Origin of the sequence: Anaerococcus sp. Marseille-P3625 (assembly GCF_900232825.1) — a bacterium.
In the GTDB taxonomy this organism is placed as follows: domain Bacteria; phylum Bacillota; class Clostridia; order Tissierellales; family Peptoniphilaceae; genus Anaerococcus.
Genome location: NZ_OCTP01000010.1, coordinates 496,074 through 514,429 on the forward strand (window position 1 = coordinate 496,074; position 18,356 = coordinate 514,429).

Here is an 18,356-nt window from a genome sequence, read left to right on the forward strand (position 1 = left end):
TACTCCTTATTTTAAAAACGGATTATTTTCTATTTCATAACCAATCGTTGAACTTGATCTATGTCCTGGATAAACTTTAATGTCCTTATCCAAAACGCAAATTTTATTTTTTATTGAATCAATTATTGTATCATAATCTCCACCTGGAAAATCATATCTTCCAATGGATAATCTAAATAGACAATCACCAGTAAAAATATCATCATCTACTAAGAAACTCATAGAATCAAGAGTATGACCTGGAGTTTTTATAGCATTGATATGAAAAGGTTCGATAATTTCTCCATCTTTTAGATATTTATCTATTGGAACATATAGATCGTGATAATAGGACCCTAGGTTATATGTTGGATCATTTGCTATATCTTTTGCATCTTCGCTTGCATATACATCTACATCATACAAGTTTTTATAATATTCTAAGCCCATTACATGGTCAAAATGTGTATGAGTTTGTAAGATAAATTCTATTTTTATATTATTATCTTTAATGTATTTATCAACAGCTTCATCTTTATCTGCACAATCAACAATAAATCCATGGCCATCCTTGCTAACAACATATAAGTTTGCCAATGCTGGTCCTATAGTAAATTTTTTTACTTCCATCAAATTACCCTTTCACTATCTATAATTATTGTCACAGGTCCATCATTTGTAAGATTTACTAGCATATGAGTCTGAAATTTTCCCGTTTGAACTTTAAATCCGTCATTTACTAATTCTTCTTTTAATATTTCATAAAATTCATTAGCCTTATTTGCTTTTGCAGATTCAATGAATGATGGTCTATTTCCTTTTCTTACATCTCCATACAAGGTAAATTGCGAAACCAAAAGTATTTCTCCACCAACATCTTCCACTGAAAGATTCATTTTGCCTTCTTCATCTTCAAAAATTCTTAATTTTTCAATTTTTTTCTTGATATAAGCAATGTCTTCTTTATCGTCAGTTTCTTTAACTGCAAGCAAGACCAATAAACCCTTATCTATTTTTCCTACTTCTTCATTTTCTACTATAACATTTGCTTTGCTAACTTTTTGTATTACTGCTCTCATTAATTACTCACCCTAAATACACTATATACTGTTTTTATAGACTTTAACTTACTTATTACATCGTTAAGCTGATCTGTGCTATTAACCTCAACTGATAAATCTATAATACCCTCGTTATTATCATTAACTCTAGCGTTCATTCCAACGATATTAACATCTAAAGATGATAAATTTTTTGTAACATCGTATATAACAGAAGGAGTATTATGTGCAATTATTTGAATTTTTACTGGGAATTTATCAGTAGATTCGTTTTGCCAGTAAACATCAATAAGTCTTTCTGGCTGTTTATTATTAATAATGTTTGGACATGATTTTGTATGAACTGATATTCCATTACCTCTTGTTATATAGCCGATGATTGGATCTCCAGGAACTGGTGTACAGCATTTTGCAAATTTAACATCGATATTTCCTTCTAAATCACTAACTCTTACTTCTTTTTTAGAGCTTTGATTTGAAGCGTAAGTTTTATGAACTTCTATTGGTTCATTTAAAAGTTTCTCTTTATTTTCAAGATCTTTTTCTTTTTTTATCAATTTTTGAATTACTTGTTCACTTGTAATTCTACCATAACCAACTGCTGCATACATTTGCTCGTCACTTGGAAATCCCAAGCTGTTAGCAATTTCATTAATCCATTCATCTTTTAAGAGATTTTTATAGCCTTCTCTTTGCTTTTTAATATCTCTTATGATAAGATTTTTGCCAATTTCTATGTTATCTTCTTTTTCATGTTTTTTGAAAAACTGTTTTATTTTGTTTTTCGCTTGAGAACTTTTAACAATATTTAACCAATCTTTACTAGGTCCTGAAGAATTTTTTGATGTTAAAATTTCAACCACATCTCCGGTTTTTAGTTGCTGGGTTATTGGAACTATAGATCCATTTACCTTTGCACCAATACATTTATTACCTACTTCAGTATGTACTTTGTAGGCAAAATCTATTGAGCATGAACCTAATGGCAAAGAATATATTTCACCTCTTGGTGAATAAACATAAACTTCTCTTGAGAAAAAATCATTTTTAAGCGTCTCCATAAACTGCTTATTATCTTCATGAGCTCCGCCTTCTCTTTGCCATTCCATAATTCTTCTTAAAAATTCCATGGCATTGTCAAAGTCTGTTTCTTTACTATTGTTTTCTTTGTATCTCCAATGGGCAGCAACACCATATTCACATTCTTTATGCATTTGCCTAGTTCTAATTTGAACTTCAAATGGTTTTGAATCTTCTCCAAAAACTGTAGTGTGTAAAGACCTATAACCATTTGGCTTTGGTTGGCCAATATAATCTTTGATTCTATTTGGTATTGGTTTCCACAAGGAATGAACTTTTCCCAAAACAGCATAACACTCAGCTATGGTATCTACCAAAACTCTAACGGCTGTAAGATCGTAAATTTCTTCAAATTCGATATCATTTCTAATCATTTTTTTATAAATTGAATAAAGAGATTTTGGTCTGCCACTTATTTCAAAATCTATACCGCTATTTTTTAAGCTATTAGTAAGAGCTTCAATTATTTCATTAATATAGGCTTCTCTTTCCCTTCTCTTACTTGCTACCATTTGTGCCAATTCATAGTATTTTTCTGGCTCCCTATATCTAAAACATAAATCTTCTAGTTCCCATTTTATAGAATAAATCCCTAGTCTATGAGCTAATGGCACATATATCTCAATAGTTTCTGTAGCAGTTTGAATTTGTTTTTCACGAGTCTTGTATTCTAAAGTTCTCATATTGTGAAGTCTATCGGCAAGCTTTATTAGGACTACTCTTACGTCGTTACTCATAGCCATTACCATTTTACGGATATTTTCAGCTTGCTTTTCTTCTCTTGAACTGTAGTTTAAATTTTTAAGTTTGGTTACTCCATCAACTAAAAAGGTTATCTCTTCGCCAAATTCATCTTTCATCTGCTCATAAGTTACATCAGTATCTTCCAATACATCATGCATAAGACCAGCACAAATTGTTTGATCATCAAGCTTCATTCTCGATAAAGTTTTAGCTACAGCAATTGGATGGATAAAATAATCTTCTCCAGAATTTCTTTTTTGTCCCCTATGATTAAACTCTCCGAAATAAAATGCTTTTTTAATGAGGTTAATATCTGCATTTGGATTATTTTCAAGTATATAATCTTTGAATATTTCAAATTCTTTTATAAAATCAGTTGTCATAATTCCCTCATCTCAAATCTTTTATCAATATTTGTAGCTTTCTATTGCCTCTAAATTCATTTATACTTGTGTAATATGCTATATCAATCTTGCTACCGAGGATTTTATTGGAAAATTTGTTTCTTAAATAAGAAAGACTATCTTCTCCATTAAATTTAATGGCATTTATTCTTTGACCATTTTTATTTAATAGCAATCTCATAGTTTTTCTATTAGCTCCTATCATTTCCAGATTTTCAATTATCACACCTTTATCAGCAAAAATCGGCTTTTCAAAGTTTTTGCCAAATGGTTGTAAATTATCAATGCTTTCAGCTAATTCTAAGGACAGTTTATCAAGAGTAATGACCGTATCTATATTTACAACTTTTTGCATATCAGATTTTTTTAAAGTTGAATTTTTGTTAATTAAATTTCTAAATTCATCTATTTTTGAAATGTCAATTGATAAGCCACAAGCCATAGGATGACCACCAAAAGACTTTAACATATTTCTAAGTTGGTCTATTGATTCGAATATATTAAAACCATCAATTGAACGACCCGAACCTTTTGCAATATCATCTTCTTTTGATTTGGATAAAACTATAGTAGGTTTGTAATATTTTTCCTTAATTCGTCCTGCAACTATCCCGCAAATAGACTCGTTAATTGAATCATCATATACTATAATTATATCATCTTTATATAGCTTTTGGTCTTTGATTAGATTCAAACATTTTTCTAAAGCTTTATCAGTTAAAAGTTTACGTTTATTATTTAAGTCAACTAATTGTTTTGACATATTGTAAATATTATCTATATCTTCTTCCATAAGTAAATCTATGGCAAGTTTTGCTGAAGCGAGTCTTCCACTAGCATTCATAATTGGACCAATAATAAACCCTAAAGTATATTCGTCAATTTTCTTATTCCACGAACTTTCTTCTAATAAAGCTTTTATTGCAAATTTTTCTGTATAATTTAATCTCTTTAGCCCTTCGATTACGAAAATGCGATTTTCATCAGTTAACGAAACCATATCGCAAACTGTTCCCATGGCTACATATTCTAATAAAGAATAGAGATATTCTAAATCCCCTTCTAATTTTTCATAAAGGGCGGAAATTAATTTAAAACAAACTCCTGCTCCACACAAGTCTTTAAAAGGGTATGAGCTATCAATTCTTTTGGGATTTATTACAGCATCAGCTTCCGGTAATTTTTGGCTTTTCCATTGGCCATCAGTTTCAGTTTCAATTTCATGGTGGTCAGTTATTATTACTTTGATACCCTTAGCCTTTAAAGCTTCCACTTGATCAAAACCAGTTATGCCATTATCACAAGTGATAATTAAAGAAACATTATCATAAATGGCCTTACTAACCATCCCATCACTCATGCCATATCCCTCATCAACTCTATGAGGAATATCGTAACTTATATTATCATAATAAAATAAAAGTCCGTCCATAAGTGTCATTACAGATGCAATTCCATCTTGGTCGTAGTCACCAAAAATTCTTATTTCACCATTGTTTTGCATAGTTTCTATTATCAAATCAACTGCCTTATCCATATCTTTTAATAAAAATGGATCGTGTAATTTTGATAAGCTTGGATTTAAAAACATTTCTACAATCTTTGGATCGGTAATGTTACGATTTGCCAAAATTAGAGCTTGTAATTTTGTAATCCCTTCATTTTTTAGATTAATTTCATAATTAGATTTTTTATTATATATAAACCAATTTGTCATAACATCACCTTTCATATACAAAAAATTATACCATTTTTAGAAAGTTTATAAAGAAAAAAGGCCCTTAGGCCTTAACTTAAAATACTTCTTATATCAGAATCTAGAATTGTCATATACGAATGTTTTTCATTAGTACCACTTACTATGAGTAATTCATCATTATTTATTTCTTTTACATAAGCTATCAAACCATTTTTGCAAATTATTTTAGAGCCGACTTCAAGATGATTTTTGATATATTCTCTATTCTTTTTTTCTTTTATATAATCTTTTAGAGAAAACTCATAAAAGGATATTAAAAGTATTATCAAAATTATATATTCTAATTTCATTTATATCCGTATTTTCTATAAAATTCTTCTTTATATTCCAAAAATCTATCTTCCATAATAGCTTTTCTTATATTTTCACAAAGCTTAATTAAAAAATACAAATTATGGTAGGTTAGTAATCTTGCTGCTAAAATTTCATTTACATTTACTAAGTGTCTTAGATAAGCTCTTGAATAATTTTTGCAAGTGTAACAACCACAATCATGATCTAGTGGAGAAAAATCGTCTTTGTAGGTCGCATTTTTTATCACTAATCTTCCCTCAGATGTCATGGCACTACCATGTCTTGCCATTCTTGTTGGCAAAACACAATCTGCCATATCAATACCAGCTTGATAAGATTCAAATAAATAATCTGGAGAACCTACTCCCATATTATATCTTGGTTTATTTTCAGGTAACAATGGTGTGGTGAAGTTTAAGATATCTATCATAGTTTCTTTACTTTCACCAACTGAAAGTCCACCAATAGAAAATCCATCAAAATCCATTGCACTGGTTTCCTTAACTGAAATTTCTCTTAAATCTTTAAACATACCACCTTGGATTATGCCAAAAAGAGATTGGTCAGGGTGTGAATTTTCTTTATGGTAATCAAGTCCTCTTTTGGCCCATCTTATGGTTCTTTCCATAGATTTTTTTACATAATCATAATCAGCATTTGCATCTACACACTCATCAAAGCTCATCATTATATCTGAATGGATGTCATTTTGGATGGAAATAGATTTTTCTGGGGTGAAAAAATGTTTTGAGCCATCTATATGAGATCTAAATTCTACTCCATTTTCAGAAATTTTTCTCATATCTGATAGGGAAAAAACTTGAAATCCACCACTATCTGTAAGAATCGGCCTATCCCAATTCATAAATTTGTGCAAGCCACCAGCTTCTCTCATAATTTCCATGCCTGGTTTTAAGTAAAGATGATAAGTGTTACCCAAAATTATTTTTGCATCAATTTCTTTAAGTTCATCAACAGTCATAGCTTTTACTGTTCCTAAAGTTCCTACTGGCATAAAAATTGGAGTAGGTATATCTCCATGGGCTGTGTGGATTACACCAACTCTAGCATTTGTATATTTATCTTTTTTTAAAACTTCAAATGTTAAACTCATACTTCTCCTTAGTGAATAAACATCGCATCACCAAAACTGAAAAATCTATATTTTTGTTCGACTGCATATTTGTAGGTTTCTAATATCATTTCTTTTGATGTAAAAGCTGCAACAAGCATAATCAAGGTTGATTTTGGTAAATGGAAATTAGTTATCATTGCATCAGCAACTTCATATTTAAAGCCTGGATAGATGAAGATATCAGTCCAACCTGATGATTCACAAAGTTTGCCACATTTTTTATAAACTGATTCAAGAGTTCTAATAGTTGTAGTCCCTGTAGCTATAACTTTGTTGCCATTTTCATGGGCTTTATTAATAATGTCGCAAGTTTCTTTAGAAATCGTATAAAATTCGCTATGCATTTTATGATCGCTAACATCTTCTACACTTACTGGTCTAAAGGTTCCCAAACCAACATTTAATGTTAGATAGGCAAGTTTTATCCCTTTAGATTCTATTTTTTCTAAAAGTTCCTTGGTAAAATGTAAGCCAGCTGTTGGTGCTGCAACTGATCCAGGATTTTTTGAATAAACTGTTTGATAATCTTCAGCTTCCTTTAATTCTTCCTTAATGTAAGGAGGTAGTGGAACATTTCCTAATTTGTCTAATATTTCGTTAAATATCCCCTGATATTCAAATTCAACTATTCTATTTCCGTCATCTTTTATGTCTTTTACTGTTAGGGAAAGATCATCAGAAAAAATTAGTTTTGTTCCTATTTTCATTTTTTTGCCTGGACGAACCAAACATTCCCAAGTTTTTCCCTCGATATTATTTAATATAAAAACTTCTATAGTTTCTTCTTTATCTTCCCTATGACCAAAAAGCCTTGCTGGTATTACTCTAGTATCATTCATCACCAGAACATCCCCAGAATTTAGATAATCGATAATATCATAAAAATACTTATCTTCGATTTTTCCAGTTTTTTTATCTAAGACAAGCATTCTTGCATGGTCTCTTTTTTCAGTTGGGTGTTGAGCTATTAGCTCTTCTGGTAAATAATAATCAAAATCGTCTGTCTTCATTCATTCCTCGTATTTTAGTCCATAATGTTTATAAGCATTTCTCGTTAATATCCTACCTCTTGGAGTTCTTGATAAAAAACCAATTTGCAAAAGATAAGGCTCATAAACATCTTCTATAGTTACATTTTCTATTCCTGTAGATGCTGCAATTGTATCTACGCCAACAGGTCCACCGTTAAAATTTTCATACATAGTCATAACTATTTTTTTATCCATAGTATCAAGACCCATCTCATCAATTTCAAGCAAAGAAAGTCCCTCTTTGCTAGTTTGATAATCGATTTTTCTATCTTTTCTTACAATTGCATAGTCTCTAACTCTTTTTAATAATCTGTTGGCAATCCTCGGTGTGCCTCTAGATCTTTTGGCAATTTCATAAGCTGCATCATCTTCTATTTCAATATTTAAAATCCCAGCAGATCTTTTTATAATTGTTGTTAAATCATCTGCTTCATAAAGATTTAATGATAGCATAACACCAAATCTATCTCTTAGTGGTGCAGATAGCATACCAGATCTTGTGGTAGCTCCGACAAGGGTAAATTTTTCCAGATCAATACGAATAGATTGTGCGTTAGGACCTTTACCTACAATGATATCAAGGACAAAATCTTCCATGGCAGAATATAATATTTCTTCTACAGACCTATTAATTCTATGAATTTCATCAATAAAAAGCACATCGCCGTACTTCAAATTTGTAAGAATACTTGCAAGATCAGAAGGTCTTTCTATGGCTGGACCACTTGTAACTCTAATATTTACACCAAGTTCGTTTGCTATTATTGTAGATAGGGTAGTTTTACCAAGTCCCGGCGGGCCTTGCAAAAGTACATGATCTAGTGGTTCTTTTCTTGAAAGTGAGGATTTAATAAATATATCAAGTTTTTCCTTAACCTTATCTTGACCAATATATTCTTTAAGCCACTTAGGTCTTATTGAATTTTCATTAGTCAAATCTTCCACTAACTCGTTAGATCCAACTATTCTTTCATTTGCATCATACATTACATCCACTCCCTACAAAAGTCTTTTAAGACTTTCTTTAACAAGCTCTTCTAAAGTTAAATCTGAAGTCTTTAATTCATTTAAGACATGATTGATATCGTTTTGTGCATAGCCAAGATTTATTAAAGCTTCTCTAGCAACCTCAATATCTTCATTAACATTAGTAAGTGTTTTCTTGGAATCAGTTTTAATATTTGGCATTTGTTTAATTTTATCAATAAGTTCTAAAATTATCCTACTTGCAGTTTTATTTCCAATTCCCTTAGCCTTGGTTAATTTATCAATATCACTTTCTATTATCGCTAGTTTTATATCATCTACTTCAAGAGATGATAAGATTCCTATGGCATTTTTTGGTCCTATTGATGAAACAGATGTTAAAAGTAAAAACATCTCAAGTTCATCTTTGGAGTAAAAACCATACAGACTCATATCATCTTCTCTAACTTGCAAAGAAGTATAAATTTTGTATTCATTATTTAATTCTATTAAAGAAAGTGTTGAAAGAGAAGACTTTATCAAATATCCAATGTTATTATTTTCTATAACAAATTCACTTTCGCTTATCGATCTAACATCTCCGATTATATATGAAATCATTAATTCATCCTAAAATTTTCTTTATATTTTTGACTTAAAGCATGACAAAGTGCAACAGATAAGGCATCTGCTGCGTCATCAGGTTTGGGTATTTGTTTTAAATTTAAAAGAGTAGTAACCGTTTTTTGCATTTGACTTTTACTAGCTCTGCCATAACCTGTAATTGATTGTTTAATTTGTAAGGGTGTATATTCATAAATTGGAAGAGCATTTTCTTCTGCACATAGAATTTGTATTCCTCTTGCATGGCCAACTGTTATGGCTGTTTTTACATTTTGATTAAAAAATAACTCTTCAATGGCAAACTCATCAGGTTTAAATTCCTTTATAATATCATTTAAATTATCATAAAGTACCTTTAACCTATGGGGAGTTTTACTCTTACTGGATGTAGTAACTACACCATTTTCTATTACTTTAACCTTGTTTCCATCAAATTCAACCACGCCATAACCCATGATTGCAATCCCTGGATCTATTCCTAAAATTATCATAATTCCTAATAAAAAAGAGCTTTTAAAGCTCTATTGATATCTTTCTAATACTTCTCTTATGAGTCCTCTGAAATAATATTCTGCATAAACATCTACTACGGATTTATATAAATAAGAAACAGATTTCTCATATATTTTTTTCATTTGCTTTAAGGTAATATCTTCCGCATAAATAGAATTTGAATCGTCAAACTTCAATTGCCTATGGGTGCTTTGATCCAAAGTTAATATATTAGCCTTTATCTTTAACTTGCAATATTTTCCCATATCTCTTGTAAGATTTGATACAAGTGCCTTATCAGAATATATCTTTTCCTTAAAATTCTCACCAATTTGTAAAATTTTGCTTTCCCTTTTTGAACTTGGATAAGACAAAGTATCCATCATGTAAGAAACTCCAAAAGTCTCAATTAGTTCATATTCAAGTTTATCTATCATTTTTTTATCTCTAAAAGCTCTGTATTGAGCTTTAATTGATATCAAATATTCATAACGATTCAAATCATTTGAAATAAGATTTTCTAAATTATTAATAATTTGATCAATATTAGATAAATCGTAAAAAAACTTTTTTATATTTTTTATGACATAATCTTTCATATAAAAATCATTTTTTGAAAATTGTACAAAATTTCTATCATATAATAAAGACATAAGCGTATTAAATGAGTATATATCTTCATTAATCAAAAAGTTATATTCAAGTTTTTCAATTATTGGATATTGTTCACTAGCTTGTGCCTTCATCATTTCTACCTCGTTATTACATTTTAACACAAAATTTAATATATTTATTTAGATATATTTCCAAGAAAAATAAAAAAAGCTAAATTTTAAGTAAAAATATGCATTATGATTAAATATTTGAATAATGCTCTAAAAATTTAGCTTATAAAATTTTTAAAATAAAATTTTATTCATTTAAAATTTTTTAAAATTTGTTTTTAAATTGGAAAGATTAAAACTATAATTTACATCCTTGCGTTCAATATCAATTACTGTTTTTTTTCTTAATTCCTCATCTTCAAAAAGTTTGTCTATTAGTTCAAAAGATGGATTTATAGCATGTGGGAATCCCACCATTTGAAACATGGTTATATCACCATTTGTGTCGCCATAAGCATAAGATTTACTTAAATCTAGTTTATAAGTTTCTGCCAGTTTAATTACTGCTTGAAGTTTATTTCTTCCATCCCGCATCGGTCTTACGGTCCCAGTAAATTTATCTTCATTATCAAATTCATATTTTGTGGCAATACTTAGATCGGCTCCATAAATTTTGGCAAAATTATCTACTAAAAATTCTGGAGATCCTGAAATAAAAAATATCAGATAACCATTTTTTTTATGAAATTCCACAGCTTTTTTAGTAAACATATAAACTTTATTTTTATTTTTTTCTATAACTATCTTAGAGTACTTATCTATGGTTTTTCTATCTATACCTACTAGCTTTTGTTGGTAAACTAGAGAAGCCTTATCCAGATAGTCTTCATAAGCTCCTAGCCTATTTTGGTATTTTTCATACAAGGGGCCAATTTCATTTTCCCGTGCAGTTTTAGGAATTATTCCATCATTTGTAAGTAGCAAAAAATGCTCTATTAATAGACTATTTCTAAATAAAGTACCGTCAATATCAAAAAATGCAGCTTTATTTTCATGCATAGCTTTACCTTTATTTATCTTTTTTGTTATTATTGAAATCGTGATTTTCTTTTTTAAATTTATAAGCTTTAATCTTGTTATTTATACTTTTAGTATCAATTTTTTTTGTGACGAATTTACTTTCGATTGAGTTTTTTTGCTTAAACTTTCTATTTTTTTTAGCAACTCTTTTAGGATTTGCTAGAAGTTTTTCTGGTTTTTTATTGGATGATTCTTTTTTTCCTACAGATTTATCTTCATCTATCTCTTGTGAATTTTTAATTGATTTTATTAAATCTATAATTAATGATACAAATATTCCAACAAGTCCAGCTGAAGCTAAAAATACAGCAATCCAACTAAAATTAAGACCTTTACTCGTGGTAAAAATAGATAAAGCGTATACAAAAATTATTATAGCTGCTATTAACATTACAAAAGAAGGTAAATATTTAGTTATTTTCTTTTTTGTTAGAAAATGTATGAGTATTGTTACAATAATATTCATAACAACTATTATCGGTAAAATATTAAGTTTTGAGGAATAATTTGATATTAAGTTTATAATTCCTGTCATAGTACCTCCTTTATAGGGAAATTCTCTCTAAAGAGAATTTTTCATTTAATATATCCATAATCATAAATCCGGGATTTCCATCTCTTGGCAAAGACACAGAACCTGGATTTATAAATAGAATACCATCAATATAATTATTATAATATTTGTGAGTATGGCCAAATATAGTTATATCTGCTTTTAAACTTTTTGATTTTTCGAGAATTTTATCAAAATAAAAATCTATTTTGTACTTATGACCATGGGTTATAAAAATTTTCTTATTTAAAATCTCTATTATTTTATCATAAGATTCATTTGAAAAATAGTCGTTATTTCCCTTTACTGTGTAATAATTTATTCCAGTTTCATAATATATATTTTTAACATCTTCGATTCCATCACCAGCATGAATTAATAAATCAATATCATCATGAGATAGAATGTATTCACTTATAGGAACGTAATATCCGTGTGTATCACTAGTTATTAGTATTTTCATATATATTCTTTTTCTAGAAAATCAACAAAATTTTTTATAGCTTTTGATCTATGAGAAATTTCATTAATTTGGCAAGCGTTCATTTGACCTAGGGTAAGGTTTGAATTATCAGGCTTAAAAATTTGATCATAGCCAAAATCGTAAGGTCCAATTTCTTCTTCTGTGATTACTCCATTTAATCTTCCCTCAAAATAATGGGCTTTGCCATTATTATCTACAAAACAAATCGAAGTTTTAAAATAAGCTTTTCTATTTTTCTTGCCTTTTAGTTCATCTAATAGTTTTATCCTATTGTCTTTATATGTCGCATTTTCTCCTGCATATCTATGAGCAAATACTCCAGGTCTATTATCCAATGCTTCAACGAATAATCCAGTATCATCAGAAAATGTAGGAATTTTAGTCAAATTATAAAAAGTTATTGCTTTTTTTAAAGCATTTCCTTCTAATGTATCCTTATCTTCATCAACTTCAAAATCTTCATAGCCAAAATCTTTAGGAGATTTTAGTACAATATCTTTTAACATTAATTCAACTTGTTTAAGCTTATCTTTGTTTCCCGTTGCAAAAACAATTTCCATTATATTCTCCTTTTTAATAATAACATTTTAACAAAAATCTTTCAATAAAACTAATTACTATCAATTATCTCATTGTTGTTTATATAACTTTCCTCTATATTTTTTACGTTTGCACCACTTTGTTGATCTATAGATATTAATGTAGTTGATTTATCTGTTGGTATTGAAAATATCGGTTTTTTTTCTATATATTTTTTATTAATTTTGTGAATCAATATTTCATCAGCAGTTTGAATTAAAATATATTTTCCGTCATTAAAAATATAGTAGTCTTTAAATTGTGAGTTAATATTTCTTACTTGATCTTTTGAAATATCTATAGGACTTGCAGCTGATTTTTCAATATGATTTCTCATTGGAATTTGCGTACTTGCTTTTATTTGTTTTCCTTTTGTATAAATAGATGTTTGTATTATCCAATTTCCAAGATCTCTAACCAACCCAAAATTTGTGTTATCTATTATTATATCTTTAGGTTTTATTTCGGAATCAGCAGAAGTTGCTTCATTTAACACCATATATTGAAATTGATCAGTTGCAGCATTTTCACCTGTAAATTCATCTATTGAAATTAATCTATTATCTTGCAATTCGTTAGTAGCTAAGAAGCCATATTTATTTATAGTATTTTCTGCAAATAATTTAGTATAAGAAAATGATATATAATTTATATCTACAAAGTTTATCCTTAAATCCATATCATAATCTTTAAAGCTATATCTATTGATATTATCTTCTAGATCCATCTGATCTTCTAATCTGGCTGGATAAGCTTCAATATTATCATATAGACCACTTAAATTATTTTTTTTGCTACGTACTTTCCAATAATCATCTTTTCCTCTTATGAATATGTCTTCTGATTTTTTATAAGTGATTTTATCATTTTGGGCAATCTTTATTAAATAAGTGTAATAGTTGTATTCTACCTCTTTATCAGCTAGATCATCTCTTTCTCTTACTGATAATAATAATGCTTCATCTTCATCATTTTTTGTTGGATTTTTATCTTTGCTTCTTTCAAATATTGCTAGAACTTTAAATGAATTTATTACTTCAGAGTCAACATCATCCGATACTTTTGATAGAAATATCATATTATCATCGGCTATATAAAAAATTTCATCATCAGATGTTTTAATAAAATCTCTTGAAAAATATTGACCTTGTGAGGCGTTTACAACCACAACATTTTCATCTATTGCTACATTGTCAAAATTATAACCACGATTTACTAAATAATCACTTAAATTTACATATTTAGAAGTGAAAGTTGGAGGAAAAGCATATTCTTTATTTATTGCCACCAAGTTATTATTAATATACAATTTATCGCCAATTTTAGGTGAATTTGTATTGTTAACGCCAGTTATATTATTAACTTTTGTTACTTGCCAAGTTCCTTGTAAAACTGGACTATCAAGTTCAGGAGTTAAAATTAGATCGTTTAATTCATCATCTGATCCCTTAGAACAAGATACTAAAAATATACTAAAAATAAAAAACAAACAACATCTAATAATCTTTTTCATCTTGCATCCTCGGTATTTCTATAATTACTGAAGTTCCAGAGCCATATTTGCTTTTAATAATCATATTTCCATCATGAGCTTTTACGATTTCTTCACATATTGATAATCCAAGACCTGTTTGTGATTTGGAAGAAGAACCCTTATAAAATTTACTTGCTACAAAGGCAATTTCATCTTCTTTAATACCCTCACCATCATCTTTTATAGTTATTGTTACATAATCATTTAATTGCTCTATGAGTATATCGATATTACCATTTTCATCTGTAAATTTTATGGCATTATCTATTATATTTATAAAAACTTCTTTCATTCTATTTTTATCAGCAAAAACATAGATAGATTTATATAATGATGTTAGAGTAAAATTTATTCCCTCATTTTCAGCTCTAGGACTTAATTGAGCATGAACTTGCTTTACAAGTTCTACTATGTCAATTTTTTCTTTCTCATATTTGAAATTACTTGATTGTAACCTAGAGAAATCTAATAAATCCTCTACCATCATAGATAATCTATCACCTTCACTTTCGATGATGCTAAGTCCTTGATTAAGCATATCTTTATTTTCCTGAATTTCCTTAGACTGTAAAGTAATAGCCCATCCTTTGATAGATGTAAGTGGTGTTCTAAGCTCGTGAGAAACTGAAGATATAAACTCGTTTTTCATATCCTCTCTTCTTATAATATTCTCGCTCATAAAATTTAAAGTTTGACCTAATTCTGATAATTCATCAGTTCCATTAATTTCAGCTTTTGCATTGAAATTGCCTTGGGCTAATTTTTCTGAAACATTTATTAATTTAAGAATTGGAGCAACAAGACTTTTTGATGCGACTAAAGCTAGTATAAAAGCAGAAATAACAACAAATAGACCAAATATAACATAAATAACCATATCTGCTCTAATTTTTTGGTTAACTTTAGACATTGAGCTGGTTAATCTTAATATTCCAGCTTGTTTCTCATTTGAACTTAAAGGATATGATAGAGAAATTATCTCTTCCTTAGTTTTAATATTTTTGCGTCTATAAATTCCTTGCTTACCTTCTTTGGAAGCTTTTACATCTACATTTTTTAACTTTTCCCCAACTTCAACAGACGCTTGAGAATCAAAAAGTACTGTCCCTGAATTATCTAATATTTGAACTTGAGTTGTATTACCTCTATAAAAAGCGTTTTTATCTCCAATAATTATATCGGCAAGATCATATTTATTTGAATAATTGTTAAACTGTAATTGATCTATTTTTGCTTGGTTAAGCATTGATCCTATCAAGGTGGATTGATAGTAATTTTTAATGCTATTAAAGGCAAATATTTCAAAACCTATTACAACGGTTATAACAAACATCATTATGAATCTAACTATTGTTATTCTATAAGAAGAATTTAAATTCAATTTATTATTTATTAATTCCATCTATAACCTGTACCCCAAACAGTTTCAATATATTTAGGCTTTGCTGGATCTTCTTCGATTTTTGCTCTAATTCTTCTTATATTAACGTCTACTATTTTAGTATCGTTGCTATAATTTTCTCCCCAAGTTTTCTTCATGATTTCATCACGTGTCATTGCTTTGCCTTTTGCGTTAATAAAAATTTTAAGTATAGCAAACTCTGTGGGTGTAAGATCAATTTCAATGCCATTTTTGTAAAAAGTTTTTGCATATAAGTCTAGAGTAAAAGGACCATCGTTTATAGAATTTGTCTTCTCTCCTTCTGCCTTATCATTAGTTAAATTAACTCTTCTCATAAGAGATCTTACTCTAAGTATTAGTTCTTGTGGATTAAAGGGTTTGATAATATAATCATCTGCACCTCTTTCAAGTCCTAAAATTTTATCTATATCTTGGCTTTTGGCTGAAACCATGATGATACCTGTTTTAGGAGATTTTTCTCTTATTTTTTGGCAAACTTCAAATCCATTGATACCAGGAAGCATAACATCTAGTATTGCAACTGCTGGATTTTCTTCTTCAAACACTTTTAAAGCTTCCTCACCAGTAGATGCTTCACAAGTTTTATAGCCTTGATATTCCAAGTTGATTTTCATAAATTGTCTGATTGAATTTTCATCATCTAATATTAAGACTTTATTATTTTCCATTATCTTTCCTTTCAAAAGCAATTTTACCTGCTCCAATAACTCCCGAATCATTCATAAATTTAGCAGGAATTACGCTTATATTTAAGGTATTATTGCAAATTTCGTTAAATTTTTCAATCATACCATCCCGCCAAATATCTTTTGAATTTATAACTCCACCGCCAATAACTATTACTTCTGGATCAAATATATTTCTTAGGCTTGTCAAAAAATATGCCAAATCTTCTTGATAGGTATTTAAAACTTCTTTAGCATAAGGATCTATTTCAATTCTTTTTAGGATTTGTTCTCCACTTAAATCTTCACCTGTTAGTTTTTTGTAATTTTTAGATATAGCAGCTCCTGAGCAATAGGCTTCTGCACATCCATGTTGACCACAAGTGCAATAATCGCCAGCTGGATGAAGAATTAAATGACCAAGCTCTGCTCCTTGGAAATGTGATCCTGTTAACATCCCTCTTTTAGAGTTATAAACCGCACCACCTACTCCAGTTCCAAGTGTTATCATTACAATGTCATCTGCATTTTTGCAAGATCCTAACCATTTTTCTGCAAGTAAGGCAATGTTTGCATCATTTTCTACATAAACAGGTATATCTACAAATTCCTCTACAGCTTTTTTTAGATTTAAACCACTCCATCCTTCAATATTACCAGCAAATGTTACAATTCCATTTTCTGAATCGATAAAACCAGGAGTTCCAATGCCTATTGCTATGGCCTCTTTGTAATCTAAGCCATAAATAGCTTTTTTGATATTATTTAAAACTACATCACGACCCTCTTTTGCTTGAGTGTCGATGCTATTTTTATCTATTATTTTCCCGTTTCTATCAATAAGACAAGCGTTTATTTTTGTTCCACCTAAATCAATACCTATGACTTTATCCATTAGCAAATCTCCTACAATTTAAATACTTTATTTTTTAGGCTTATTATATTGTCTTTTTTCTTTGAAAAAAATTCTCTATCTTTAAGATATTCTAAACCTTCTATCTGTCCAAATTTTAGTTTATAAGCCAATAAAACTTGATTTTTAATTGATAATTTATCATATAGAATATTATTTATTTCTTTATTTCCATATTTACTATCACCAATTATTGGAGTCTTATTCTTTTTTAATGAATATCTGATTTGATGAGTTTTCCCTGTTAATAGTTCACACTCTATAAGACTAAAGTTTCCATTACTTTCAATAGGTCTAAATTTTGTAATTATCCTAGAACCTTGTTCTGATTGTTTCACTTTATTTCGATTTTCATTTTTTGATATATAAGTGTCTACGGTAAATTCTTCTTTTATCTCGCCTTTTACTATAGTCAAATAATACTTGGAAATTTTATTTTCTCTTATGGCCTTATTTAGCTTTCTCAATGCCATAGCATTTTTAGCACCTATTACCAAACCTTCGGTGTTTCTATCTAGTCTATTTACGACGGCTGGTGTAAAAGTTTTATCTCTACTATCGACTTTATTAGTTTTTATAAGATAAGAAATCATTTGGTCAACTAAGTTGTTACCATAATCTTTTGAATCTGATGAATGTGTTAATAGACCACTTTTTTTATCCAAAATTATTATATTTTCATCTTCATATATTATGTCCAAATCAAAATCGCTGGCTTTATAATCAGTTTTTCTTATCCATTTATTATAGTCGTTTTCAGAAATGTACATATTTATAAGATCACCTTCATTAACAAACATTTCTGCTTTGGCTCTTTTACCATTAATTTTAAAGTTTTTCTTTCTTATGTTTTTTTGTAATAATGAAAGTGGTGCATTAGAAAAATATTTTCTTAGAAATCTATCAAATCTTTGATTGGCATCATTTTTATTTATAGTAATTTCTATCATA

Annotated in this window: 20 protein-coding genes; all 20 read right to left on the reverse strand. The window is 28.9% G+C overall.

Annotated features, from left to right (window positions below):
• Window positions 1-6: 6 nt before the first annotated feature.
• Window positions 7-609 carry an MBL fold metallo-hydrolase gene (locus CS884_RS03720; RefSeq protein ID WP_099320727.1) on the reverse strand — a complete coding sequence of 201 codons (603 nt, stop codon included), beginning with the start codon at window positions 607-609 and terminating at the stop codon, window positions 7-9.
• Window positions 609-1,058, reverse strand: coding sequence for a D-aminoacyl-tRNA deacylase (gene dtd, locus CS884_RS03725; RefSeq protein ID WP_099320728.1), 450 nt, complete (start codon window positions 1,056-1,058; stop codon window positions 609-611). Before dtd ends, CS884_RS03720 begins: the two co-directional genes overlap by 1 nt.
• A complete protein-coding gene (locus tag CS884_RS03730) occupies window positions 1,058-3,247 on the reverse strand; it encodes a bifunctional (p)ppGpp synthetase/guanosine-3',5'-bis(diphosphate) 3'-pyrophosphohydrolase (protein WP_099320729.1) in 2,190 nt (729 codons plus the stop codon). The genes dtd and CS884_RS03730 overlap by 1 nt, the downstream gene beginning before the upstream one ends.
• A 7-nt stretch (window positions 3,248-3,254) precedes the next feature.
• Window positions 3,255-4,985: a single-stranded-DNA-specific exonuclease RecJ gene (gene recJ, locus CS884_RS03735; RefSeq protein WP_099320730.1), complete on the reverse strand. Its 1,731-nt coding sequence runs from the start codon at window positions 4,983-4,985 to the stop codon at window positions 3,255-3,257.
• 71 nt (window positions 4,986-5,056) lie between these two features.
• Window positions 5,057-5,317: a preprotein translocase subunit YajC gene (locus CS884_RS03740; protein WP_099320731.1), complete on the reverse strand. Its 261-nt coding sequence runs from the start codon at window positions 5,315-5,317 to the stop codon at window positions 5,057-5,059.
• Window positions 5,314-6,435 (reverse strand): tRNA guanosine(34) transglycosylase Tgt, encoded by a 1,122-nt coding sequence (tgt, locus tag CS884_RS03745; protein ID WP_099320732.1) that lies wholly within the window; start codon window positions 6,433-6,435, stop codon window positions 5,314-5,316. The genes CS884_RS03740 and tgt overlap by 4 nt, the downstream gene beginning before the upstream one ends.
• Window positions 6,436-6,443: 8 nt before the next feature.
• Entirely contained in the window at window positions 6,444-7,466 is a 1,023-nt protein-coding gene (gene queA / locus CS884_RS03750; protein ID WP_099320733.1) for a tRNA preQ1(34) S-adenosylmethionine ribosyltransferase-isomerase QueA, read from the reverse strand.
• Window positions 7,467-8,474: a Holliday junction branch migration DNA helicase RuvB gene (gene ruvB, locus CS884_RS03755; protein ID WP_099320734.1), complete on the reverse strand. Its 1,008-nt coding sequence runs from the start codon at window positions 8,472-8,474 to the stop codon at window positions 7,467-7,469. It lies immediately after the preceding gene.
• A gap of 12 nt (window positions 8,475-8,486) precedes the next feature.
• Window positions 8,487-9,074 (reverse strand): Holliday junction branch migration protein RuvA, encoded by a 588-nt coding sequence (gene ruvA / locus CS884_RS03760; protein WP_099320735.1) that lies wholly within the window; start codon window positions 9,072-9,074, stop codon window positions 8,487-8,489.
• Window positions 9,074-9,568: a crossover junction endodeoxyribonuclease RuvC gene (gene ruvC, locus CS884_RS03765; RefSeq protein WP_099320736.1), complete on the reverse strand. Its 495-nt coding sequence runs from the start codon at window positions 9,566-9,568 to the stop codon at window positions 9,074-9,076. The genes ruvA and ruvC overlap by 1 nt, the downstream gene beginning before the upstream one ends.
• A 30-nt stretch (window positions 9,569-9,598) precedes the next feature.
• Entirely contained in the window at window positions 9,599-10,318 is a 720-nt protein-coding gene (locus CS884_RS03770; protein WP_257875747.1) for a hypothetical protein, read from the reverse strand.
• 171 nt (window positions 10,319-10,489) lie between these two features.
• Window positions 10,490-11,233, reverse strand: a complete 744-nt coding sequence (locus CS884_RS03775) for an HAD family phosphatase (protein WP_099320738.1) — start codon at window positions 11,231-11,233, stop codon at window positions 10,490-10,492.
• Window positions 11,234-11,243: 10 nt separating this feature from the next.
• On the reverse strand, window positions 11,244-11,789 hold the full coding sequence (locus tag CS884_RS03780; protein WP_099320739.1) for a hypothetical protein: 546 nt from the start codon (window positions 11,787-11,789) through the stop codon (window positions 11,244-11,246).
• Between the two features lie 10 nt (window positions 11,790-11,799).
• Window positions 11,800-12,270: a YfcE family phosphodiesterase gene (locus tag CS884_RS03785; RefSeq protein WP_099320740.1), complete on the reverse strand. Its 471-nt coding sequence runs from the start codon at window positions 12,268-12,270 to the stop codon at window positions 11,800-11,802.
• On the reverse strand, window positions 12,267-12,851 hold the full coding sequence (rdgB, locus tag CS884_RS03790) for an RdgB/HAM1 family non-canonical purine NTP pyrophosphatase (protein ID WP_099320741.1): 585 nt from the start codon (window positions 12,849-12,851) through the stop codon (window positions 12,267-12,269). Before rdgB ends, CS884_RS03785 begins: the two co-directional genes overlap by 4 nt.
• A 50-nt stretch (window positions 12,852-12,901) precedes the next feature.
• Entirely contained in the window at window positions 12,902-14,383 is a 1,482-nt protein-coding gene (locus CS884_RS03795; protein WP_099320742.1) for a hypothetical protein, read from the reverse strand.
• Window positions 14,367-15,806, reverse strand: coding sequence for a HAMP domain-containing sensor histidine kinase (locus tag CS884_RS03800; protein ID WP_099320743.1), 1,440 nt, complete (start codon window positions 15,804-15,806; stop codon window positions 14,367-14,369). The genes CS884_RS03795 and CS884_RS03800 overlap by 17 nt, the downstream gene beginning before the upstream one ends.
• Window positions 15,797-16,495 (reverse strand): response regulator, encoded by a 699-nt coding sequence (locus CS884_RS03805; protein WP_099320744.1) that lies wholly within the window; start codon window positions 16,493-16,495, stop codon window positions 15,797-15,799. The genes CS884_RS03800 and CS884_RS03805 overlap by 10 nt, the downstream gene beginning before the upstream one ends.
• Window positions 16,485-17,387: an ROK family protein gene (locus CS884_RS03810; protein WP_099320745.1), complete on the reverse strand. Its 903-nt coding sequence runs from the start codon at window positions 17,385-17,387 to the stop codon at window positions 16,485-16,487. The genes CS884_RS03805 and CS884_RS03810 overlap by 11 nt, the downstream gene beginning before the upstream one ends.
• 11 nt (window positions 17,388-17,398) lie before the next feature.
• Window positions 17,399-18,355, reverse strand: coding sequence for an RluA family pseudouridine synthase (locus tag CS884_RS03815; RefSeq protein ID WP_099320746.1), 957 nt, complete (start codon window positions 18,353-18,355; stop codon window positions 17,399-17,401).
• Window position 18,356 lies beyond the last annotated feature (1 nt).